This is a genomic window from Streptomyces sp. NPDC004266 (genome assembly GCF_042874095.1).
GTDB lineage: Bacteria > Actinomycetota > Actinomycetes > Streptomycetales > Streptomycetaceae > Streptomyces.
In genome coordinates, this window is the sequence record NZ_JBIAMM010000018.1 from 61,966 (window position 1) to 83,999 (window position 22,034).

The 22,034-nt window shown below is 73.4% G+C and carries 17 protein-coding genes; 5 read left to right on the forward strand and 12 right to left on the reverse strand.

The window, feature by feature from the left end; translation table 11 throughout:
• Positions 1-116: 116 nt before the first annotated feature.
• The 3 genes from ACFYUZ_RS33375 to ACFYUZ_RS33385 form a co-directional block, all read right to left on the reverse strand.
• On the reverse strand, positions 117-2,702 hold the full coding sequence (locus ACFYUZ_RS33375) for a bifunctional FO biosynthesis protein CofGH (protein ID WP_389315602.1): 2,586 nt from the start codon (positions 2,700-2,702) through the stop codon (positions 117-119).
• Between the two features lie 70 nt (positions 2,703-2,772).
• A complete protein-coding gene (locus ACFYUZ_RS33380; RefSeq protein ID WP_389315604.1) occupies positions 2,773-3,603 on the reverse strand; it encodes an LLM class F420-dependent oxidoreductase in 831 nt (276 codons plus the stop codon).
• 135 nt (positions 3,604-3,738) lie between these two features.
• Positions 3,739-4,446: a hypothetical protein gene (locus ACFYUZ_RS33385; RefSeq protein WP_389315606.1), complete on the reverse strand. Its 708-nt coding sequence runs from the start codon at positions 4,444-4,446 to the stop codon at positions 3,739-3,741.
• Positions 4,447-4,559: 113 nt separating this feature from the next.
• On the opposite strand from ACFYUZ_RS33385, the gene ACFYUZ_RS33390 reads away from it, so the two are divergent.
• Positions 4,560-5,300 carry a GNAT family N-acetyltransferase gene (locus tag ACFYUZ_RS33390; protein WP_389315608.1) on the forward strand — a complete coding sequence of 247 codons (741 nt, stop codon included), beginning with the start codon at positions 4,560-4,562 and terminating at the stop codon, positions 5,298-5,300.
• A gap of 128 nt (positions 5,301-5,428) precedes the next feature.
• The gene (locus tag ACFYUZ_RS33395) at positions 5,429-5,896 is read left to right on the forward strand and encodes a carboxymuconolactone decarboxylase family protein (RefSeq protein WP_389315610.1); all 468 of its coding nucleotides are present in this window, start codon (positions 5,429-5,431) and stop codon (positions 5,894-5,896) included.
• On the opposite strand, the gene ACFYUZ_RS33400 is transcribed toward ACFYUZ_RS33395, so the two are convergent.
• The gene (locus tag ACFYUZ_RS33400; RefSeq protein ID WP_389315611.1) at positions 5,862-6,353 is read right to left on the reverse strand and encodes a GNAT family N-acetyltransferase; all 492 of its coding nucleotides are present in this window, start codon (positions 6,351-6,353) and stop codon (positions 5,862-5,864) included. The genes ACFYUZ_RS33395 and ACFYUZ_RS33400 overlap by 35 nt on opposite strands.
• Before the next feature lie 23 nt (positions 6,354-6,376).
• Between ACFYUZ_RS33400 and ACFYUZ_RS33405 the strand changes: the two genes are divergently transcribed.
• On the forward strand, positions 6,377-6,835 hold the full coding sequence (locus tag ACFYUZ_RS33405) for a carboxymuconolactone decarboxylase family protein (RefSeq protein WP_389315613.1): 459 nt from the start codon (positions 6,377-6,379) through the stop codon (positions 6,833-6,835).
• 152 nt (positions 6,836-6,987) lie between these two features.
• Positions 6,988-7,206, forward strand: a complete 219-nt coding sequence (locus ACFYUZ_RS33410) for a hypothetical protein (protein WP_389315615.1) — start codon at positions 6,988-6,990, stop codon at positions 7,204-7,206.
• 75 nt (positions 7,207-7,281) lie between these two features.
• Here the strand turns inward: ACFYUZ_RS33410 and ACFYUZ_RS33415 are convergent, their stop codons facing one another.
• The 8 genes from ACFYUZ_RS33415 to ACFYUZ_RS33450 all read right to left on the reverse strand — a co-directional run bounded on the left by ACFYUZ_RS33415 (position 7,282) and on the right by ACFYUZ_RS33450 (position 18,721).
• Positions 7,282-8,853: an APC family permease gene (locus ACFYUZ_RS33415; protein WP_389315617.1), complete on the reverse strand. Its 1,572-nt coding sequence runs from the start codon at positions 8,851-8,853 to the stop codon at positions 7,282-7,284.
• 260 nt (positions 8,854-9,113) lie between these two features.
• Complete coding sequence (locus ACFYUZ_RS33420) at positions 9,114-10,571, reverse strand: aldehyde dehydrogenase family protein (protein ID WP_389315619.1); 1,458 nt, start codon at positions 10,569-10,571, stop codon at positions 9,114-9,116.
• On the reverse strand, positions 10,568-12,295 hold the full coding sequence (locus ACFYUZ_RS33425; RefSeq protein ID WP_389315620.1) for an amidohydrolase family protein: 1,728 nt from the start codon (positions 12,293-12,295) through the stop codon (positions 10,568-10,570). Before ACFYUZ_RS33425 ends, ACFYUZ_RS33420 begins: the two co-directional genes overlap by 4 nt.
• A 314-nt stretch (positions 12,296-12,609) precedes the next feature.
• Entirely contained in the window at positions 12,610-13,734 is a 1,125-nt protein-coding gene (locus ACFYUZ_RS33430; RefSeq protein ID WP_389315622.1) for an LLM class flavin-dependent oxidoreductase, read from the reverse strand.
• A gap of 99 nt (positions 13,735-13,833) precedes the next feature.
• Positions 13,834-14,595 (reverse strand): SDR family NAD(P)-dependent oxidoreductase, encoded by a 762-nt coding sequence (locus tag ACFYUZ_RS33435; protein WP_389315624.1) that lies wholly within the window; start codon positions 14,593-14,595, stop codon positions 13,834-13,836.
• Between the two features lie 11 nt (positions 14,596-14,606).
• On the reverse strand, positions 14,607-15,524 hold the full coding sequence (locus ACFYUZ_RS33440; protein ID WP_389315625.1) for a TIGR03619 family F420-dependent LLM class oxidoreductase: 918 nt from the start codon (positions 15,522-15,524) through the stop codon (positions 14,607-14,609).
• Positions 15,525-15,763: 239 nt separating this feature from the next.
• Complete coding sequence (locus ACFYUZ_RS33445; protein WP_389315627.1) at positions 15,764-17,065, reverse strand: hypothetical protein; 1,302 nt, start codon at positions 17,063-17,065, stop codon at positions 15,764-15,766.
• A 438-nt stretch (positions 17,066-17,503) separates the two neighbouring features.
• Positions 17,504-18,721 carry an amidohydrolase family protein gene (locus tag ACFYUZ_RS33450; RefSeq protein WP_389315629.1) on the reverse strand — a complete coding sequence of 406 codons (1,218 nt, stop codon included), beginning with the start codon at positions 18,719-18,721 and terminating at the stop codon, positions 17,504-17,506.
• A 274-nt stretch (positions 18,722-18,995) separates the two neighbouring features.
• Between ACFYUZ_RS33450 and ACFYUZ_RS33455 the strand changes: the two genes are divergently transcribed.
• Complete coding sequence (locus tag ACFYUZ_RS33455; RefSeq protein WP_389315631.1) at positions 18,996-21,932, forward strand: BTAD domain-containing putative transcriptional regulator; 2,937 nt, start codon at positions 18,996-18,998, stop codon at positions 21,930-21,932.
• The last annotated feature ends 102 nt before the right edge of the window (positions 21,933-22,034 follow it).

Sequence of the window (22,034 nt, forward strand, 5' to 3'; positions counted from 1 at the left end):
CCCCTCGCCCCAGCGGGACGACTGCCCACACGGCGGGTACGGGAGGGGCACCGCCCCGGCGGGCGCGGCGCCCACACGGGCGGGTGTGGAAGGGGCACCGCCCCCGCCGGGCCCCGTTACTGCTGGGGCAGGATCGGGAGGAGGGTCGGGAGGTGGCCGTCCGAGGCCCGGGCCGTACCGCGGCGTTCCTCCGGCACCTCCCCGTACAGCGTCGTCCGAGGCCGGGACGGCCGCCCCGCCGCCTCCGCGATCGCCTCCAGGTCGCGGATGGAGCGGTACGAGCCGTAGCTCGAACCCGCCATGCGGGAGATGGTCTCCTCCATCAGCGTGCCGCCCAGGTCGTTCGCGCCCGAGCGGAGCATCTCCGCCGCGCCCTCCGTGCCCAGCTTCACCCAGCTGGTCTGGATGTTGGGGATCCAGGGGTGCAGCAGCAGGCGGGCCATGGCCGTCACGGCGCGGTTGTCGCGAACGGTCGGGCCGGGGCGGGCGATGCCGGCGAGGTAGACGGGTGCGTTGGTGTGGATGAAGGGGAGGGTCACGAACTCGGTGAAGCCTCCGGTCTCCTGCTGGATGCGGGAGAGCGTGCGGAAGTGGCCGAGCCAGTGCCGGGGCTGGTCCACGTGCCCGTACATCATGGTGGACGAGGAGCGGATGCCCAGCTCGTGGGCCGTCCTGACGACCTCGATCCACGTCGCCGTCGGCAGCTTGCCCTTCGTCAGCACCCAGCGGACCTCGTCGTCCAGGATCTCCGCCGCCGTGCCGGGGATGGAGTCGAGGCCCGCCTCCTTCGCGGCCGTCAGCCACTCCCGTATCGACAGGCCCGTGCGGGTCGCGCCGTTGACGACCTCCATCGGCGAGAAGGCGTGCACGTGCATCCCGGGGACCCGCTCCTTCACCGCGCGCGCGATGTCGAAGTAGGCCGTGCCGGGCAGGTCGGGGTGGATGCCGCCCTGCATGCAGACCTCGACGGCGCCGACGTCCCAGGCCTGCTGGGCGCGGTCCGCGACCTGGTCGAGGGAGAGCGTGTACGCGTCGGCGTCGGTGCGCCGCTGGGCGAAGGCGCAGAAACGGCAGCCGGTGTAGCAGACGTTGGTGAAGTTGATGTTGCGGGTGACGATGTACGTGACGTCGTCGCCGACCGCCGAGGCGCGGACGTCGTCCGCGACGCGGGTCAGGGCGTCGAGGGCCGGGCCGTCGGCGTGCAGCAGGGCCAGCGCCTGCGCGTCGGTGAGCCTCGTCGGGTCGTCGGCGGCGACGGAGAGCGCCTCGCGGACGTCGGCGTCGACGCGCTCGGGGACCATTCCGGGCGCGGCGGCCTCGCGGAGCGCGTCCCAGTCCCCGTACACGTCGTCGAAGTCCTCGCGCCGGTCGGACGTGCGGCCCTCGGTGTCGATGGTGGTGTGCAGGTCCGTGCGGCCGGTGGCGGTGAAGGCCTCGTCGGGCTCCTGCCAGGGCAGGCCGCGCACGGGCGCGTCGGGGTTCGCGAGGCCGGTCTCGGGGTCGGCGAGGGCGCGGACGTGCGGGAGGAGCCGGGGGTCGAGCCAGGGCTCGCCGCGCCGGACGAACTCCGGGTACACACAGAGCCGTTCGCGCAGCTCGAAGCCGGCGGCCCGCGACCGGGCGGCCAGCTCCTCGATCCGCGGCCAGGGGCGCTCGGGGTTGACGTGGTCGATGGTGAGCGGGGAGACGCCGCCCCAGTCGTCGATGCCGGCGGCGATCAGCCGCTCGTACTCGGAGTCGACGAGGTTCGGCGGGGCCTGGAGGCAGGCGGAGGGGCCCATGATGAGCCGGGCGACGGCGACGGTGGCGACGAGGTCGTCGAGCTCGGCGTCCGGCATCCCGCGCATGGCCGTGTCCGGCTTGGCGCGGAAGTTCTGGATGATCAGCTCCTGGACGGAGTGGTACGCGCGCGCCACCCGCCGCAGCGCGAAGAGGGACTCGGCGCGCTCCTCCAGGGTCTCCCCGATGCCGAGCAGCAGCCCGGAGGTGAAGGGGACGGAGGAACGGCCGGCGTCCTCCAACACCCGGAGCCGCACGGCCGGTTCCTTGTCGGGGGACCCGTGGTGGGGGCCGCCGGGCTCGGACCAGAGCCGGGTCGCGGTCGTCTCCAGCATCATGCCCATGGAGGGCGCGACGGGCTTGAGGCGCTGGAAGTCGGTCCAGGACAGCAAGCCGGGGTTGAGGTGGGGCAGGAGCCCGGTCTCCTCCAGGATGCGGATCGCCATGGCCCGCACGTACGCGATGGTGTCGTCGTAGCCGTGCGCGTCGAGCCACTCGCGGGCCTCGGGCCAGCGGTCCTCGGGCTTGTCGCCGAGGGTGATCAGGGCTTCCTTGCAGCCGGCCTCGGCGCCACGGCGGGCGATGTCGAGGACCTCGTCAGGCGACATGAACATCCCGTGCCCGTCCCGGCGCAGCCTGCCGGGGACGGTGACGAACGTGCAGTAGTGGCACTTGTCCCGGCAGAGCCGGGTGAGCGGTATGAACACGCTCTTCGAGTACGTGACGACCCCCGGCCGCCCGGCCGCCTCCAGGCCGGCGTCCCGCACCCGCCCCGCGGACGCCACCAGGTCCGCCAGGTCCTCCCCCCGCGCCCGCAGCAGCACGGCGGCCTCGGCGACATCGAGCGCGACCCCGTCCCTGGCCCGCCTGAGGGCGCGGCGCATGGCGTTCTCGGTGGGACGTCCTGCCTGGTGATCCGTCATGAACCGAGCATACGAGCGCCCTGTGGGGCCGCGGTTCGGGTCCCCGCAGGAACCCGGGCCCCGCTTCTCCTCAGAGGTACCGCGCATACCCGTCCAGGACGGTCAGGACCTCCGACTCGTCGCCCGGCGGGAGCTGGAGGACGACCTCGTCGCAGCCCAGTTCCTCGTAGTGGGCGAGCTTGCCGGGGCTGGGGAGGACCGCGTACGGGACGAGCTGGAGGGTCTCCGGGTCCCGGCCGGCCTTCTCCCAGGCCTCGCGGAGGACGGGGAGGGACTCCGTCAGGCCCCGGCCGCCGATCGGCATCCAGCCGTCGGTCTGCGCGGCGATCTGCGCGAAGAGCTTCGGGCCCGCCGCGCCGCCCAGGAGGACGCGCGGGGCGCCACCGGCCGGCTTGGGCCAGACCTCCGAGGCGCGCACGGAGGCGCCGGACTTCCCCGCGTACGCCGTCGGTTCGGGCGCCCACAGGGCCCGCATCAGGTCCAGCCGGTCGCGGCCGAGCTCGCGGCGGGTGGACCAGTCGACGCCGTGGTCGGCCGCCTCCTCCCGGTTCCAGCCGAAGCCGACGCCCAGGGTGAACCGGCCCCCGGAGAGGTGGTCGAGGGTGGCGACCTGCTTGGCGAGCACGATCGGGTCGTGCTGGGTGATCAGGGTGATGCCGGTGCCGAGGCCGAGGCGTTCGGTGACGGCCGCGGCCTGTCCCAGGGCCACGAGCGGGTCGAGCGTCCGGGCGTACTCCCGGGGCAGCTCCCCGCCCGCCGGGTAGGGGGTGGTCCGTTCGACGGGGATGTGGGTGTGCTCGGGGAGGTAGAGCCCCGCGAAGCCGCGCTGCTCCAGCTCGCGCGCGAGCCGTACGGGGCCGATGGTCTCGTCGGTCAGGAAGATCGTGGTCGAGATCCGCATAGCGGCACGGTAGGGGGTGGGGGGCGGATTTCCGAGGGGTACGACGAACCCGGTCCCCGGGCCCCGCCTCCGTACGGCGGCCTTGGACCCCGCCCCCGTACGGCGGCCCGGACCCCGCCCCGTGCGGCGGCCCCGTCAGGAACGGCCCGGGTCCACCGCCCGCTGTTCCGCCGCCAGGTCTCCGTACCCCCCGTGCTCCCAGACCCTCTCGCGGAAGCGCTGGAGGGTGAGCGGGGCCCGGTCCTCGCCGGGCACGCCCTCGAAGTGGACCGTGCCGCAGCGGTGGCAGTACCAGCCGTGCGACCAGAGTTCCTCGGCGCGGTGGCGTCCGCGCGTCAGGCGGACGAAGGCGGTCCGGCGGCGGTGGACCACGACGGCCACGAGGACGACGGCGAGCAGCGCCGCCGCCGAGATCAGACCGAGGTACGCGAAGTCGGGCGGGGACGCGGCCCCGGCCGATCCCAGCGGCTGCGAGTAGTCCGGCGCGGTCGATCCGTCCGGGACCAGGTACACACCGCCCACGCGCGGCACCCCGTCGCCGTCCGTCCCCGCGGGCTCGTCCTCGAACCAGTGGCCGGCCTGGGTGCCGCCGATGAAGGTGGCGAGCGAGACGAAGGCGGCGAGGATGCCGAGGACGACGATGCCGTACGTCGGCGGCCGCGGCACCGGCGCGAGCGCGTCCGAGAGGCCGGTGGTCACCGTCCGCGTCACGGTCCGCATGTCGCCGTCGCGGTTCCGTTCCCGGCTGGTGACGGCGTCCCGGCCCGCGAGGTACACGGCGGGCACGGCCTGCACCCGGTCGTCGCGGTCGCACCCCGGGCAGGTGGTTCTCGTGCGGCTCATGGCTCCCCCTTCTTCCACGGTCGCGCTGTGGGACGGGGTCGCGCCCCGCGCGGTTCCCCCGGCCCGTTCGAAAATTGCCTGCGACTTCCCGCGCCGCCCCCTACCGTGACCGGGTGCTGAACCGAATCGAGGCGTACTACGACGCCGTCCCCCGCTCCGCCGCCCGCACCGAGGACTTCGGACCGCTGACCCTCTTCGTACGGGAGGGAGAGGGCTGGCCCTACTACGCCCGCCCGGCGCTCGGGCACGAGGGCGACGTGTCCCCCGGGGCCGTGGAGAAGGTGCGGGCCCGGCAGCGGGAGCTGGGGGTGCCCGAGGCCTTCGAGTGGGTCGCGGAGACGACCCCGGGGCTGCGGGCCGCCGTGGAGGCGACCGGCCTCACCGTGCACGAGCACCCCCTGATGGTCCTGGCGGGCGAGCCGCTCGCCGTGCCGGAGCCCGAGGGCGTCACCGTACGGATGGTGGGCGCGGACGACCCCGCCCTGGAGAGCGCCGTCGCCGCCCCGTACGCCGCCTTCGGGACGGAGCCGCAGCCGGGCAGCGCCGCCCAGGTCGCGGAGCGCCTCACGGCGGGCCTGACCCGGCTCGCCGCGGCCCTGGACGCCACGGGGAGCGCCCTCTCGGCCGGTCAGCACCAGCCCGTCGGGGGCGTCTCCGAGGTCGTCGGCGTGGGCACCGTCCCGGCGGCGCGGCGGCGGGGCCTCGGGCTCGCGGTCACGTCCGCGCTCGTCGCGGACGCCCGCGCCCACGGCACGGAGCTCGTGTTCCTCACGGCCTCGGACGCGGACGTGGCCCGGCTCTACGGCCGGCTCGGCTTCCGCACGGTGGCGACCGCCCTGATCGCGGAGGCCTGATCGCGGGGCCTGATCGCGGGGCCTGAAAAGAATCCCGGAAAAGTTCTCCGGTCGTGTCACATCCTCGGCGCGCGGTCCGTCAGTGCAGTGGAAGCGACACCACACGACACCGCTGAGGAGCCGTCACCATGGCGCACACGCCCCGGGCCCGCATGACCAACCCCGCCTACGTCCTGGCCGACGCCGGTCCGGCGATCCAGAACCTGGTCAAGGCCACCCGCCAGGGCGGGGTCGACGAGACGATCCTGGAGCTGGTGCACCTGCGGGCCAGCCAGATCAACAACTGCGGCTTCTGCGTCGACTACGGCGCCAAGAGCGCCAGGAAGAACGGCGTCGGCGACGAGAAGCTGTTCGCGGTCGCGGCCTGGCGCGAGGCGCCGTACTTCTCCGACGAGGAGCGGGCGGCCCTCGCCCTCGCCGAGGCCGCGACCCGGCTCGCCGACGTCTCGGACGCGGTGCCGGACGCGGTGTGGGACGCCGCCGCCGACCACTTCGACGAGAAGCAGCTCGCCGCGATCGTGCTGATGGTCGCCGTCACCAACCTGTTCAACCGGATCAACGTCACCGTCCGGCAGCCGGCCGGCGTGGGCCTGTGACGGACCTGGCCTCCCGCACCATCAGCACGTCCACCGGGTCCTCGGACTCGGTCCGGAACCCCTCCCGCTCGTAGAGACGGCGGGCCGCGCTGCCCTGGAGGACCACGAGGCGGACGGGTGCGCCCGTCGCGTCGGCCCGGTCGAGCAGTCCGCGCAGCACCGCCGTCCCGAGGCCCCGGCCCCGGGTCTCGGGGGCCAGGTAGAAGTGCTCCAGCCAGAGCCCTTCGCCGTTCTCGTACGGGCGCACCGTGACGCACCCGGCGGGGGCGCCGTCCAGTTCGATCACCCAGGTGTGCGCGGGCGAGAAGCCGTCCCGGAACCGCTGGCGCACCCGGTGCTCGTCGTAGCGGCCGAGGCGCACCAGGTCCTCGCGCATGACCTCGGCCCGCAGCTCGGCCATCGGCTCGACGTCCTCGGCGCGGCCGGGGCGCAGCGCCCAGTTCGTCTCCCGATACATGCACGCATCCTAAGGAGTCCCCCGTGTCCGCACGCATGCCCAACCCCGCCGCCGTCCTGCCCGAGGCCATGCCGGCGATCTTCCAGCTCATCAAGGCCGTCACCTCGGGCGGCGACGTGCCCGGCAGCACCCTGCACCTGGTCCACCTCCGGACGAGCCAGATCAACGGCTGCGGGTACTGCGTGGTCGGCGGGGCCCTGAAGGCGCAGGAGGAGGGCGAGACGGACGAGCGGCTGCACGCCGTCGCGGCCTGGCGCGAGGCGCCGTACTTCACGGAGGCGGAGCGGGCGGCGCTGGCCCTCGCCGAACACGCGACCCGGCTCGCGGACCGCCCGGACGCCGTGCCGGACGCGGTGTGGGACGAGGCGGCCCGGCACTACGACGAGAGGCAGCTGGCGCAGATCGTGCTGTGGATCGGGGTCAGCAACCTCTTCAACCGGCTCAACGCGACGACCCGGCAGCCGGTCGGCGCGACCTGGTAGCCGCCGCGAGGGGCGCCCGCGGTCGTCACCGGATCCGCACCGGGGAGCCGAGCCGCCCGCGCGGGAGGGGGCGTACCGGATCCGCGCCGGGGCCGAGCCGCCCGCGTCGGGCCGGTCGTAACCGGATCCGCGTCGTCCGCGTTGGAGCGGGCATGAAGAGGATCCTCACCGCAGCCGCCCTGACCGTCTTCGCCGCCGCGGGGGCCGCCGGCGCCGCCGCCGGGACCGCGGCCGCCGACACCGGCGGCATGAACCTTCCCTCGGTCGTCCCGCTCAGCGGCGTCCTGACCCCCAGGGCGAAGCCGGCCGGCACCCCCGACCTGCCGCCCGCCAACGCGGCGGTGGAGCACCTGCTGCCCGGCCACCACTGAGCCGTACGCACGGCACGAAGGCGGCGGGACCCCCCACGGGCCCGCCGCCTTCGCGTTTCGTGGACGCCCCGGGCGTCAGTCCGCGACCACCAAAGACGGGGTCTCCTTCGTGAGGACCTCGCCGCGGAAGAAGGCGGGGCTCCTGCGCTGCATGACCAGCATGATCACCACGCCGAGGAGCAGCAGGCCGACGCCGATCACGAAGACCGAGCCGACGCCGAAGACCGCGGAGCCGGAGCCGTAGGCCGGGTCCCACATGTCGTAGAGCGTCTTGCCGAAGACGGCGGTGAGCATCAGGCCGCCGAGGAGCGGGATCACGCCCTTGAAGGCGAGGTCGCGGACGGAGCCGAAGAGCTCCTTGCGGAAGAACCAGACGCAGGCGAAGGCCGTCAGCGCGTAGTAGAAGCAGATCATCAGGCCGAGCGCGTAGATGGTGTCGACCAGGACGTTCTCGCTGACCAGGGTCATCACGGTGTAGAAGACGCCGGTCGCGACGCCGGCGACGATCGTGGCCTTGCCGGGGACCTTGAAGACGGGGTGGACCCGGGCGAAGGACGGCGGCAGCGCCTCGTAGCTGGACATGGCGAGGACCGTGCGGGCGACCGGGATGAAGGTGGTCTGCAGGCTCGCGGCGGCGGAGGCGAGGACGGCGACGAAGAGCGCGATGCCGAGGACGGGGCCCATGACGGGACCCGCGAGGGCGGCGAAGACGTTGTCGGAGGTCTCCGGGTTGGCGAGGCCGAGGCCCTTGTCGCCGGAGCCGACGACCATCTGGGCGGCGATGCCGGTGGCCAGGTAGGAGCCGACCAGGACGACCATCGAGATGAGCGCGGCGCGGCCCGGGGTCTTGTCGCTGTCGGTGGTCTCCTCGTTGGCCGTGAGGCAGGTGTCCCAGCCCCAGTACATGAAGATCGACAGGGACAGGCCGGCGGTGAAGGCCGCGAAGGAGCCGACGGAGAAGGGGTTCAGCCAGGACCAGGAGAAGTGGGCGCCGGTCGGGAAGTCGACCGAGCCGGCCTTGGAGAAGGCCATGACCACGAAGACCGCGAGGACGGCCAGCTGGAGACCGACGAGGGTGTACTGCACGCCCTTGGTGGCGGTCATGCCGCGGTAGCTGATCGCGGTCGCCGCGGCGATCAGGGTGAGGCAGGTGAGGATGTGGACGGCCTTGTTGTCGTCCAGGGCGGCGATCGAGGGGTTGCCGCTGATCTCGCCGGCGAGCAGCCAGAAGTACGAGGTCGCGACGCCGGCCAGGTTGGACAGCACGATGATCGTCGCGATGACCAGGCCCCAGCCGCACATCCAGCCGACCTTGGGGCCGAAGGCCTTCACGGTCCAGGTGAAGGAGGTGCCGCAGTCCGGCATGCGCTTGTTGAGCTCGCGGTACGCGAACGCGACGAGCAGCATCGGCAGGAAGCCCGCGAGGAAGACGGCGGGCATCTGCAGTCCGACCTCGCCGGCGGTGGAGCCGAGCGTGGAGGTCAGGCAGTATACGGGGGCGACGGTCGAGATGCCGATGACGGCGCTGCCGAGGAGGCCCACGGAGTTGCCGCCGAGGCCCTTGGTGCGCACGCCGGGGGTGCCTCCCGGGGCGCCGACGCCCCCTGCCGCGTCTCCGGCCTGCGGCCGCACGTCCACCTGAGTCATGAACTCGACGTTAAATGCTGCGGTTTCCATATCCGGAAGGACGGACTCCGCTCAATTGATCGATCATCGCCTTGCATTGCGAGGGTCGAATCGGACACTCACCAATGATTGAAAGATCGACCAACCGAGCGAGCCGGGCAACCGGCAGGTCCGACGACGGATGTCCGATATGCGGGAACCGCAGCCGTGCCCCAAATGTCCGTTTAAAAATTTTCCCGAGAAATTTTCGGGACGGTTCCCGCCCGGCCGCCCGCCGGTCGTCACCCCGGCCAGACGACCGCCTGGAGCTCGCTGTACGCGTGCAGCGCGTACGAGCCCACGTCCCGCCCGACACCGCTCTTCTTGAAGCCGCCGAACGGCGCCTCCATGTTCCGGCCGATCGTGTTCACGCCCACCCCGCCGGCCCGCAGCCGGGACGCGACACGGAAGGCGCGCGCCACGTCGCCCGACCACACGTAGTCGATCAGCCCGTAGTCGCTGTCGTTGGCGAGCGCGATCCCCTCCTCCTCGTCGTCGAAGGGGACGACCACGACGACCGGGCCGAAGATCTCCTCCCGCACCACCCGCATCTCGTTGGTGCAGTCGGCCAGCAGCGTCGGGGCCACGTAGAAGCCCTTCGCGAAGTCCGGGCGCTCGCCGCCCGCGACGACCCGCGCCCCCTCCTTCCTCCCGAGCTCCACGTACGCCTCCACCCGGTCGCGGTGCGCCGCCGAGATCACCGGGCCGACCACCGTCCCCTTCTCCGCCGGGTCCCCCACCTTCATGAAGGCAAGGTAGCCGGTCAGCCTCTCGATCAGCCGCTCGTAGATCCCGCGCTGGGCCAGCACCCGGGTCGGGGCGGTGCAGATCTGCCCGCTGTAGAAGGCGAAGGTCGTCCCGATCCCCGTCACCGCCGCGTCCAGGTCGGCGTCGTCGAAGACGAGCGCGGCCCCCTTCCCGCCCAGCTCCATCAGCTGCCGCTTGAGCGAGCGGCCGCAGACCTCGCCGATCGCCTGCCCCACGGCCGTGGAGCCGGTGAAGGAGACCATGTCGACGTCCGGGGAGTCGACGGCCGCCTCGCCGACCGCCTGCGCGGAGCCGGTGACGACGTTCACCACGCCGGCCGGGACCCCGGCCTCCTCCAGGGCCCGGGTCATCGCGTACACGGAGAGCGGGTCCTGCGGGGCCGGCTTCACCACGACCGTGTTGCCCATCGCGAGCGCCGGCGCGATCTTGCCGGCCGGGTTGGCCCAGGGGTTGTTGTACGAGGTGATGCAGGTGACGACGCCGACCGGGCGCCGCACCGCCACCGCACCGAACACCCCGGCCCTCCCCATCGGGCCGGCCTCGTTGATCTGGGGGGGCAGCGCCTGCTCGACCGGCTCCATCGCCCCGCGCGCGTACCGGCGGAAGCGGGAGGCGCCGACCGCGACCTGCATCCCGCGGGCGGTGCCGGTGGTGGCGCCGGTCTCCGCGCGGGCGAGGAGCGTGTTCGCCTCGGCGTCCCGGGCCATCAGGTCCGCGGCCCGGTCGAGGATCGCCGCCCGCTCCTCCGGTTTCGTCCGGGACCAGGTCGCGAAGGCCTCGCGGGCGGCGACGGCCGCCTCGTACACCTGGGCCCGGGAGGCCTCCGGGGCGAGCCCGACGACCTCCTCGGAGGCCGGGTCGACCACCTCGTAGTGGCCGCCGTCGGGCTCGACCCACTCTCCCCCTATATAGAGGCGCTCGATCAGGGTCATCGCGTGCTCACCGTCCTCGTGTCACGGCCCGAGCGCAGCACCCTTCCGGGGATCGCGCCGGTCACCTGGTCGTCCCGTACCGTCTCCACGCCGTTGACCCGCACCGACACGATCCCGACCGCCCGCGAGTCGAGGCGCGGGCTGTCCCCCGGCAGGTCGTGCACCAGCGTCGCCGGGCCGGCGTCGATCCGCTCCGGGTCGAAGAGGACCAGGTCCGCGTGGAAGCCCTCCGCGATCCGGCCGCGCTCCCGCAGCCCGAAGAGGCGGGCCGGGTCGTCGCTCAGCATCCTCACCGCCCGCTCCAGCGGGACCAGCTTCCGGCCGCGCAGACAGTCGCCGAGGAAGCGGGTCGTGTACGGGGCACCGCACATCCGGTCCAGGTGCGCGCCCGCGTCCGAGCCGCCGAGCAGCACGTCCTCGTGCTCCCAGGTCTCCTTGCGCAGGGCCCAGGAGGCCGGGTCGTTGTCGCTGGGCATCGGCCACAGCACGGTCCTCAGGTCGTCGTTGGCGCAGATCTCGACGAGGGCCTGGAAGGGGTCCTGGCCGCGCTCGGCCGCGATGTCCCGCACGACCCGGCCGGTGAGGCCCTCGTTCTCCCGGCTGTACGTGTCCCCTATGACGTACCGGCCGAAGTGCGCGAGCCGCCGGAAGACCCCGGCCTCCTTCGAGTCCGCGCGCCGCAGCATCCCGGCGCGCACCTCCGGGTCGCGGAGCTTCGCGATCCGCTCCGGCACGGGAAGGCCGAGGATCTCGCCCCACCCGGGGATGAGGTTGAGCGCGCAGAAGGTGCCGAGGGACATGTTCATGGGGGTGAGGATCGGCATCGTGAGCGCCACGATCCGGCCGCCGGACTTCCGGGCCCGCTCGGAGGCGGTGAGCTGACGCGGGACGCGCTCCGGGACCGCGGCGTCGATGGTGAGGACGTTCCAGTTGAGGGGACGCCCGGCCGCGGCGGTCATCTCGACGAACAGCTCGATCTCCTCGTCGGAGAACTGGTCGAGGCACCCGGCGAGGATGGCCTCGATCTGCGTCCCCTCGTGCTCGCCCACGGCCTTCGACAGGGCGATCAGCTCGGCGGGCGTGGCGTGCCGGGAGGCGACGGGGGCGCCGTCGCCGTCCGAGTGGGTCGAGGACTGGGTGGTGGAGAGCCCCCAGGCGCCGGCCTCCATGGCCTCCTTGAGGAGGGCGACCATCCGGTCCAGCTGCTCGGGCGTCGGCCGGCCGCCGACCGCGTCCGCGCCCATCACGTACCGGCGCAGGGCGCAGTGACCGACCATGAAGCCGGCGTTCACGGCGATCCGGCCGTCGAGGGCGTCGAGGTACTCGGCGAAGGACGACCAGCTCCAGTCGACGCCCTCCTCCAGGGCCTTGAGGGCCATGCCCTCGACCTTCGACATCATCCGGCGCGTGTAGTCGGCGTCCTCGGGGCGGTCGGGGTGGAGCGGTGCGAGGGTGAAGCCGCAGTTGCCGCCGGCGACGGTGGTGACGCCGTGGTTCATGGACGGGGTGGCGTACGGGTCCCAGAAGAGCTGGGCGTCGTAGTGGGTGTGCGGGTCGACGAAACCGGGGGCGAGGACGAGGCCGGTGGCGTCCTCGGTGGTGCGCGCCGTGGCCCCCTGCCCGGGGAGGACGATCCGGCCGTCGCGTATGCCGACGTCGGCGACGCGGGCGGGGGCGCCGGTGCCGTCCACGACGGTGGCGCCCTTGATCAGGTGGTCGAGCATGACCGGTCCCTCTCTGTCCGTGAACGTGGGTGTGCCCCGGACCGGGGCCGCCGCGGAACGGCCTCCGGCCGGGGCCGGTACGGGGCGGCGATCCGGGAAGACACCACCCCGCGCTTCAGTACCGCCCCCGTGGCGGGCGCGCCCGCCGGGACGGTGCCCCGCTCCCCCCGTTGCGGGCTGCGCCCGCCGGGGCGGCGCCCCACCCTCGCCCCCGTTGTGGGCAGTCGTTCCGCTGGGGCGAGGGGGGTCCCCCTGCTCCAGCGGGACGGTCGCCCACACGGCGGTGGACGGGGGCGCCGTCCCGCAGGTGTGCGTCAGCTGCCTGCGGACCGGCGCATGCGGGTCGTGCGGTGGACCGGGTCCGTGTCGATCTCCGGGATCACGTGCTCCCCGATCAGCTTGATCGAGTTCATCGTGTCCTCGTACGAGATCCCGATCGGCAGTCCGAAGGACAGCTGGTCCGCCCCCGCCTGCTCCCACCGCTTGCACTGCGCGAGGACCTCCGGCGGGTCGCCGCAGATCATCAGCTCCTCCTGGATGAGGAGCTCGATGATCTCGGCCGAGTACTCGGGGAGGAGCTCGGGCCACTCGGGGATGCCCTCGGGGCGGGGGAAGGTGTCGTGGTAGCGGAACAGCAGGGACTGGAGGTAGTTCAGTCCGCCGCCCACCGCGATCTCGACCGCCTTCTCGTGCGTCTCGGCGCAGATCGCCGTCGACGTCACCATGACGTTGTCGTTGACGAAGTCCCCGACCGCCTTCGCCTCCTTGATCGCGTTCTTGTAGGACTCGACGACCCACTCCATGTCGGAGACCTTCTGGACGCTGAAGCCGAGGACGCCGAGGCCCATCTTCCCGGCCATGGCGTACGAGGAGGGGGAGCCGGCCGCGTACCACATGGCGGGGTGGGACTTGCCGTACGGCTTGGGGAGGACCTTGCGGGGCGGCAGCGACCAGTGCTTGCCCTGGAAGCCGGCGTACTCGTCCTGGAGCCACATCTTGGGGAACTCGGCGATGGTCTCCTCCCAGATCTCCTTCGTGTGGTTCATGTCGGTGATGCCCGGCATGAACCCGAGGATCTCGTGGGAGCCCGCCCCGCGTCCGGAGCCGAACTCGAAGCGCCCGCCGGAGAGGTGGTCGAGCATGGCGACCTTCTCGGCGACCTTGACCGGGTGGTTGACGGGGGCGAGGGGGTTGAAGATGCCGGAGCCGAGGTGGATCCGCTCCGTGGCGTGGGCGAGGTAGCCCAGGTAGACGTCGTTGGCGGAGAGGTGCGAGTACTCCTCCAGGAAGTGGTGCTCGGAGGCCCAGGCGTACTTGAAGCCGGACCGGTCGGCCTGGATGACGTACTCGGTCTCCTCCATCAGGGCCTTGTGCTCGGCTTCGGGATCGGTCTCGGCGCGCTTGCCGACGTATCCCTGTACGAAGATCCCGAATTCCAAGGGGGTTCACCGTCCTCGTCTTATCTGACGATGCGTCAGATTCCTTGATGTGCCCGACTCTCGCACCGCGGCGCAGGAGCGTCAATACCTGATGTGGCGTCAGAAAAGGCTGACGCCGGCCAGCCATCCGCCGTCGATCACGAACGGCTGGCCCGTGATGTACGCCGAGTCCGCCCCGGTCAGGAAGAGCGCCAGGGCCGCCACCTCCTCCGGCCGGCCGATCCGCCCGAGCGGCACGAGCTTGCGGTACAGCTCGGCCGTGGCCGCGGGGTCCACGCCCTCCGGGTTGCTCATCGCGGTGTCGATCGCGCCCGGGCAGACGGCGTTCACCCGGATGCCCTTCGCGGCCAGCTCCAGGGCCGCGACCCGCGTGAGGCCGAGGACCGCGTGCTTGCTCGCCGCGTAGGCGCCGACCCCGGCCATGCCGGTGAGTCCCGTGTACGAGGCGGTGTTGACGATCGTCCCGCCCCCGGCCGCCGCGATCTCCGGCGCGACCGTGCGGATGCCCAGGAAGCAGCCGGTCTGGTTGACCGAGACGATCGCCCGGAACTCGTCGAGCGGGGTCGACACCAGCTCGTTGAAGCGGAGGACGCCCGCGTTGTTGACGAGCCCGTCGATCTTCCCGAAGCGCTCCCCGGCCGCCGCCACGGCCGCCGTCCAGTCGGCCTCGCTCGTCACGTCCAGGTGGACGTACGCGGCCCTGCCCTCCCCCAGCTCCTTGGCCAGCGCCTCGCCGGCGTCGTCCAGGACGTCCCCGAGGACCACCTTCGCGCCCTCGGCGGCGAACAGCCGTGCCTCCTGCTCGCCCTGCCCGCGCGCCGCCCCGGTGACGAGGACGACCCTCCCGTCCAGCTTTCCCATGTCCGCACTCCCTAGAGGTGGGGGGCGACCTCCGCACCGAAGGCCGCGATCTGGTCGATGAGTTCGGTACGGCTCCGGGAGCGGAACCGGACCTGGATCTGGTGCACGCCCATCTCCCCGTACGCCCGCAGGGAGGCGGCGAGCTCCTCCGGCCGGCCGCTCAGGGTGCGCCGGCCGACCTCCCAGCCGGGCGCGCCGACGTACAGCGCCTCGGTGATCGCGCCGACCGTGATCGGCTCCGCGATCCCGGCCTCCGCGCGGAGCCGCAGCAGCTTCCGGATCTGCCCGGCGAGCTTCTCGCGCGGGTCGCCCTGCGGCAGCCAGCCGTCCCCCTTGAGCGCGGCCCGGCGCACGGCGGCCGGCGAGGAGCCGCCCACCCAGAGCGGCACCCGCTCCTGCGCGGGCCGGGGCAGCTGCCCCAGGTCCTTGAAGGCGAACCGCTCCCCCGCGTGCTCCGGGTACTCCTCGGGCCCGAGGGCCGCCCGCAGCGCGTCGACCGTCTCGTCGAGCACGGCGCCCCGGCGGGCGAAGTCCACGCCGAGCGCCTCGAACTCCTCCTGGACGTGTCCGGCGCCGACCCCGAGGACCAGGCGGCCGCCGGAGAGGTGGTCGAGCGTCGCGTACGCCTTGGCCGTGACGAGCGGGTGGCGCAGGCCGACGACGGCGACGTGCGAGAGGAGCCGGACGCGCTCGGTGGCGGCGGCGAGGAAGGAGAGCGTGGCGACCGGGTCGTACCAGACCGTGCTCATGGCTCCGGCGAGCCGCCGCGGGACGGCGACGTGGTCGCAGCTCGCGAGGTAGTCGAAGCCGTGCGCCTCGGCGGCCCGGGCGACGGCGAGCAGGTCCGCCGGGCCCGCGGACGCCTCCCAGGGCTCGGCGTAGAGGGTGCTCTGCGACTGGACCGGCAGCTGCATGCCGTAGACCACCATGGAAAACCCCCTTGCGTCCCGGACGCGCGGCCCGAATCTGACGGATCGTCACTTGAGCGAGCAGGCCCATGCTCGTACCTGACGATCCATCAGGCAAGGGGTGGGGGCCACGGGACCGGGGGTGCCTTTCGGATCAGGCCCGTCCGTGGAGCGCGCCGTCCGGCCGGTCGTCCCGACATGCGCCCGCTCGGGCAGCGGAGCTGCCCGAGCGGGGGGAACGGCCTTCGCGATCCGGTGGGTCAGGTGCTGTCCGCCGCGCCGGTCGCCCTCGCGTGGCGCACCAGGGCCGAGCCGGCCAGACAGACGATGCCCACGGCGCTCAGGAGCGCCAGTGCCTTCGCCCAGGCGAAGGTGGTGGCGAGACTGCTGCCCAGCAGGTCGCCCTCGCGCGCGCTCGCGACTCCGTGGAGCGCGATGACGACGATGGCGAGGCCCGCGCCGGCGGCCCAGACGACCAGGGTGTCCCGGGCGGCGAGCCAGACCGCGCACGCCAGGCAGAGCACGGTGACGACCGCGGACACCGCCTCCGCGTCGCCGCCCGAGCGCAGGCCCGCGAGGTCCACCGGCAGATGGAGGAGGCCGCAGGCGAAGAGCGCGAGCGCCGCGGGCCAGCGCAGGGCCGACCGCAGCGCGGGCGAGGCGGTGTGGCTGCCGGGCCCCGAGGCCAGTGCGCCGTCCAGGACGGACTTCCGCCCCTTGGCGGCGCCCCGGCCGCGCTTCGGTGCGGCGGCGGCCGGTGCGGCCCCTCCGCCGACGCGCGCGGGGTCCTCCTCGCCGGGTTCGGCCTGCCGCGTCCCGGCGTCCGCGCCCGCGACGGTCTGCCAGTCGCTGCTGTCGGCGCCGAGGATGCCGACGAGCCGGACCACGTCCTCGACCGGCCGGCCCACCGCCGCGGCGCGCAGGGTGGTCTCGGCCTGGTGGAGGTCGTATCCGGACGCGTTCAGCAGCGCGAGCAGCTGACGCACTTCGTCCAGTGGGCGGGTGACGGCCGCGGCGCGGAGCGCCACGTCCGCGGGACTGGAGAGTTCGCCGGTCTCCTGGAGGCGGGCCACCAGCGCGGCGACCTCCTCCACCGGACGCTCGGTCGCCGCCGTCCGCAGAAGCGTGTGCACCGCCTCGTCGCCGGTTTCGTCGTGGGCCGCCGGGGGTTCGGGAGCGGCGTGCGACTGCCGGCCGGCCGGGGACTCCGAGGCGGCCGGGGCCTCGGCGGAGGCCGAGGGGCCGGACTCGGGCTCGGCCGCGACCGGGGTTTCCCGCTCGGCCGGGGACACCGGGACGGCCCGCGCCTCCGGGTCGGCCGAGGCCTCCGGATCGTCCGACGGCTCGGGAGCGGTCGGGGGCTCCGGGGCGCCCGAAGCGGCCTGCGGCTCCGGGCCGACCGGGGCGTGCGGGCCTGCCGAGGGCTCCGTGGGGGCCGGGGGCTCCGGACCGGCCAGAAGCTCCGAGGCGGTCGGGGACTCGGCGGCGACCGGGGGCTCCATGGCGACCGGGGGCTCCACGGCGACCGGGGACTCCGGCCCGGCCGGGAGCACCGTCGTCATCGGAGCCGCTGGCCCGCCCGGAATCACCGATCCGACCGGAACCACCGGTACGGCGGGGGGCGTCGTCGGACGATCGGGGTAGGGGGGCGCGCCGAGCGCCCGGGACGAGGAGACAAGCGGCTGGCGGGACGGACCCGGGCGAGGCTCTGTGGTCGGTTCTATCTCGTCGTCCGCCGGTGGGATGTGCGGGAGGTCGGGGGTCATGTCACAGGCTCCGTTCGTGAACATCCCGGGGGGACGTCCACCGTGGCTGTCTCGTGATGTGCAAGAAACGCACACTTGACTACCATTTGTGCGCAGTCCATGACACGTCGCCATCAGGGGACGGCCTTGTTGGGCCGATGGGGCGACAAGCACCCCTCACCAGGGCGTACGACGGGCCCGCACGGGTGCGGCCGGGCCCCCGAAGAGGACCCGGCCGCATCCGGAAGGCGGGCGCTACGGCCGCCAGAGACCGTCCGGCGTCAGCCCGAGGAGCTCGATCGCGTTGCCGCGGACGATCCGCTCGACGACGTCCGCCGGCAGGTGCCCCATCTGCGCCTCGCCGACCTCCTTCGACTTGGGCCAGGTGGAGTCCGAGTGCGGGTAGTCGGTCTCGTACAGGACGTTCCCCGCCCCGATCGCGTCGAGGTTGCGGAGCCCGAAGGCGTCGTCGAAGAAGCAGCCGAAGACGTGGTCGGCGAAGAGCTCGGAGGGCGGGCGGGTGACCTTGTCGGCGACGCCTCCCCAGGCGCGGTTCTCCTCCCAGACGACGTCCGCGCGCTCCAGGATGTACGGGATCCAGCCGATCTGTCCCTCCGCGTACATGATCCGCAGGTTCGGGAAGCGCTCGAACTTGCCGCTCATCAGCCAGTCGACCATCGAGAAGCAGCAGTTCGCGAAGGTGATGGTGGAGCCGACGGCCGGCGGCGCGTCGGGGGAGGTCGACGGCATCCGGCTGGAGGAGCCGATGTGCATCGCGATGACCGTGCCGGTCTCGTCGCACGCCCGGAAGAAGGGGTCCCAGTGGTCCGTGTGGACCGAGGGGAGGCCGAGGTGCGGCGGGATCTCGGAGAAGGCGACGGCCCGGACCCCGCGCGCGGCGTTGCGGCGGACCTCGGCGGCGGCGAGCTCGGGGTCCCAGAGCGGGATGAGGGCGAGCGGGATCAGCCGCCCGTGCGCCTCGGGCCCGCACCACTCCTCGACCATCCAGTCGTTGTAGGCGCGGACGCAGAGCAGCCCGAGCTCGCGGTCGCCCGCCTCGGTGAAGGTCTGTCCGCAGAAGCGGGGGAAGGTGGGGAAGCAGAGCGCGGACTGGACGTGGTTGACGTCCATGTCGGCGAGCCGGGCGGCGACGTCGTACGAGCCGGGCCGCATCTGCTCGTACGTGATGACTTCGAGGCGTATCTCGTCCCGGTCGTAGCCGACGGCGGTGTCGAGGCGCGTGAGGGGCCTGTGCAGATCCTCGTACACCCACCAGTCGCCGATCGGGCCCTCGTCCCCCCGGGCGCCCATGACCGGGGCGAACCTGCCGCCGAGGAAGGTCATTTCCTTGAGCGGGGCGCGGACGATCCGCGGTCCGGTGTCGTGGTACCGGGACGGGAGCCGGTCCCGCCAGACGTGCGGGGGCTCCACGGTGTGGTCGTCCACCGAGATGATCTTCGGGAAGGTCTCCATGGCCTTCACGGTAGCGCTGATCTGACGACCCGTCAGCTATCGGGGGCCAGAACGACCGGGTTACCGGCGGGCAACGGCTTCACAACGACCGACCCGATGCTGACGGACCCCCTCCGGACAAGGCAGACTGTCCTGGGCGAAACCAGCGGCAGCGGCAGGGGGAGCGATGGACCGTGAGAACGGGCCGCGAGTTCCGGCACAGCGGGCTCCGAAGCCGGGCCCGGCAGCCCCGGTGGACGAAGCGACGGCTGCCGACGGGACCACGGACACCGGCATGCGCCCGGACACGGGCACCGGCACGAGCGGGGACTCCCCCGGCTCGCTCCGCTTCGGCGTGCTCGGCCCCGTCCGCGCCTGGCGCGACGGCGAACCCGTCCCCACCGGCTCCCCGCAGCAGCGCGCCCTGCTCGCCGCGCTGCTCCTGCGCGGCGGCCGCACCGCCACCGCGCACGAGCTGATCGACGCGCTCTGGGGCGAGGAACCCCCTTCCCAGGCGCTCGCCGCGGTCCGTACGTACGCCTCCCGGCTCCGCAAGGCCCTCGACCCGAACGTCCTCGTCAGCGAGTCCGGCGGCTACGCGCTCCGCACCCCCGCCGACGCGCTCGACGTCACCGCCGCCCAGGAGCTCGCCGCCGAGGCCGAGAAGCTCCGCGCGGCCGGGGACCGGACGGCCGCCCGCGCACGGCTCGCCGAGGCGCTGGACCTGTGGGACGGCGAGGTGCTGGCCTCCGTGCCCGGCCCGTACGCCGAGACCCAGCGGACCCGCCTGGAGGAGTGGCGGCTCACCCTCCTCGAAACCCGCTTGGACATCGACCTGGAGGTCGGCGCGCACGCGGAGGCCGTCTCCGAACTGACCGCGCTCACCGCCGCGCACCCCCTGCGGGAGCGCCTGCGCGAACTCCTCATGCTGGCGCTCTACCGCAGCGGACGGCAGGCGGAAGCACTCGCGGTGTACGCGGACACGCGCCGGCTCCTCGCGGACGAACTGGGCGTCGACCCGACCCCGGAACTCTCCCGGCTCCAGCAGCGCATCCTCCAGGCCGACGCCGAGCTCGCCCGCCCCGTGGAGGAGCCGGCCCCCGCCGCCGCGCCCGTGGCCCGCCCCGCCCAGCTGCCCGCCACCGTCCCCGACTTCACGGGCCGCGCGGCCTTCGTACGGGAACTCGGCGCCCGGCTCGCCACCGCCGAGGGCCACGTCATGGCGGTCTCGGCGCTCGCGGGCATCGGCGGCGTCGGCAAGACCACGCTCGCCGTGCACGTCGCCCACGAGGCCCGGCCGCACTTCCCCGACGGCCAGCTGTACGTCGACCTCCAGGGCGCCGGCGCGCGCGCCGCCGCGCCGGAGACCGTCCTCGGCTCCTTCCTCCGCGCCCTCGGCACACCGGACTCGGCCATCCCGGACTCGCTCGACGACCGGGCGGCGCTGTACCGCTCGACGCTCGACGGCCGCCGGGTCCTGGTCCTCCTCGACAACGCCCGCGACGCGGCCCAGATCCGCCCCCTGCTCCCGGGCACGGCGGGCTGCGCGGCCCTGGTCACGAGCCGCATCCGCATGGTCGACCTGGCGGGCGCGCACCTGGTCGACCTGGACGTGATGTCGCCGGAGGAGGCGCTCCAGCTGTTCACGAGGATCGTGGGCGAGGAGCGGGTCCGGGCCGAGCGGGAGGCGGCCCTCGACGTGGTCGCGGCCTGCGGCTTCCTCCCGCTCGCGATCCGCATCGCGGCGTCCCGCCTGGCGGCGCGCCGGACGTGGACGGTCTCGGTCCTGGCGGCGAAGCTCGCCGACGAGCGGCGCCGCCTCGACGAGCTCCAGGCGGGCGACCTCGCGGTCAAGGCGACCTTCGAACTCGGCTACGGCCAGCTGGAGCCGGCCCAGGCGAGGGCCTTCCGCCTCCTGGGCCTCGCGGACGGCCCCGACATCTCCCTCGCCGCGGCGGCGGCGGTCCTGGACCTCCCCCTGTGGGACACGGAGGACCTCCTCGAAGCCCTCGTCGACACGTCCCTGGTGGAATCGGCGGCGCCGGGACGCTACCGCTACCACGACCTGGTCCGGCTCTACGCGCGTGCGTGCGCGGACCGCGACGAACAGCTCCCGTCGGAGAAGGAGGCGGCGCTCTCGCGCCTCCTGGACTTCTACCTCTCGACGGCGGCCGGGGTGTACGCGATCGAGCGCCCGGGCGACCGCCTGGTGGACCACCTGGAGCCGACGTCCTACGAGGGCCTGACCTTCACCGACCGCCACGAGGCCCAGGACTGGCTGTACGCGGAGGCCAACTGCCTCCTGGCCTGCGTCCGCCAGTCCGCGTCGTCCCCGAGGACCCTGCGCCGGGGGGTGGACCTCCTGTGGGCGTCGCTGGACCTCGGCGAGTCCGGGGCGAACTCCAAGGAGTTCGAGGCGACGGGTGTCGTCGTACGCGATGCGGCCCGGACCCATGCGGACGCCAGGGCCGAGGGCCGTGCGCTCATGGTCCTCGCGGGTGTCCACCACACCGCGGGCCGTTTCGCGGAGGCGGACCGCGACGCCGAACTCGCCCTGCCGTGCGCGGACCGGGCCGACGATCCGGTACCGGCCTGCTGGTCCGCCAACGCCCGGGGCATCATCGCGCTGTACCAGAACCGGTTCGCGGAGGGGGAGCAGTACCTCACCGAGGCCATCGAGCGGTTCCGCGGCATCGGGGACGAGCCCGGGGAGGCCAGCGCGCTCTGCAACCTCTCGCGCATCCACCTGGCGACGGGCCGTACGTCCAGCGCCATAGCGCTCGCCCGGCAGGGCACGGACATCTACGACGCGATGGGACACGCGCTCCGGGGTGCGAACGGACGGTACGCCCTCGGCCTCGCCCTCACCCAGGACAACCGGCTCACCGCCGCGAGCGAACAGCTCCGCGAGGCGCTGGCGGTCTTCTCCGACAGCCGGCAGCGGCTGTGGGAGGGCATGACCCTGTTCCGGCTGTCCGAAGTGGACATCGCCGCCCGCCGGCACGCCCAGGCGGCGTCGAACGCCGAGATGGCCCTCACCGTGCTGCGGGGCATCGGAGGGGAGTGGCGGCGGGGCAATGTCCTCACCGTTCTGGGGCGGGCCCTGTTCGGCATCGGTCAGACCGGCCGTGCGCTCGTCTGCTGGCAGGAGGCACTCGGCATCTTCGACGAGCTCGGCGCCCCGGAAGCCGAAGAGGTCCGTGCGCTGCTGGCTCCCGCAACCGCCGCATAGACCCCCCGCGGCCAGTGCGTTCATCGTTCGTTTATCGCCACCCGGCATGCTTCTCTGCATGGACGGTCCGCCGCGTCGGGGGGCAGGCGGGTCGCCGATGAG

Excerpts from the sequence above, each read along its gene's own strand:
- ACFYUZ_RS33375 (WP_389315602.1), bottom strand. The coding sequence starts at position 2,702 with ATGACGGATCACCAGGCAGGACGTCCCACCGAGAACGCCATGCGCCGC.
- ACFYUZ_RS33380 (WP_389315604.1), bottom strand. The coding sequence starts at position 3,603 with ATGCGGATCTCGACCACGATCTTCCTGACCGACGAGACCATCGGCCCC.
- ACFYUZ_RS33385 (WP_389315606.1), bottom strand. The coding sequence starts at position 4,446 with ATGAGCCGCACGAGAACCACCTGCCCGGGGTGCGACCGCGACGACCGG.
- ACFYUZ_RS33395 (WP_389315610.1), top strand. The coding sequence starts at position 5,429 with ATGGCGCACACGCCCCGGGCCCGCATGACCAACCCCGCCTACGTCCTG.
- ACFYUZ_RS33400 (WP_389315611.1), bottom strand. The coding sequence starts at position 6,353 with ATGTATCGGGAGACGAACTGGGCGCTGCGCCCCGGCCGCGCCGAGGAC.
- ACFYUZ_RS33410 (WP_389315615.1), top strand. The coding sequence starts at position 6,988 with ATGAAGAGGATCCTCACCGCAGCCGCCCTGACCGTCTTCGCCGCCGCG.
- ACFYUZ_RS33415 (WP_389315617.1), bottom strand. The coding sequence starts at position 8,853 with ATGACTCAGGTGGACGTGCGGCCGCAGGCCGGAGACGCGGCAGGGGGC.
- ACFYUZ_RS33420 (WP_389315619.1), bottom strand. The coding sequence starts at position 10,571 with ATGACCCTGATCGAGCGCCTCTATATAGGGGGAGAGTGGGTCGAGCCC.
- ACFYUZ_RS33425 (WP_389315620.1), bottom strand. The coding sequence starts at position 12,295 with ATGCTCGACCACCTGATCAAGGGCGCCACCGTCGTGGACGGCACCGGC.
- ACFYUZ_RS33435 (WP_389315624.1), bottom strand. The coding sequence starts at position 14,595 with ATGGGAAAGCTGGACGGGAGGGTCGTCCTCGTCACCGGGGCGGCGCGC.
- ACFYUZ_RS33440 (WP_389315625.1), bottom strand. The coding sequence starts at position 15,524 with ATGGTGGTCTACGGCATGCAGCTGCCGGTCCAGTCGCAGAGCACCCTC.
- ACFYUZ_RS33445 (WP_389315627.1), bottom strand. The coding sequence starts at position 17,065 with ATGACGACGGTGCTCCCGGCCGGGCCGGAGTCCCCGGTCGCCGTGGAG.
- ACFYUZ_RS33450 (WP_389315629.1), bottom strand. The coding sequence starts at position 18,721 with ATGGAGACCTTCCCGAAGATCATCTCGGTGGACGACCACACCGTGGAG.
- ACFYUZ_RS33455 (WP_389315631.1), top strand. The coding sequence starts at position 18,996 with ATGCGCCCGGACACGGGCACCGGCACGAGCGGGGACTCCCCCGGCTCG.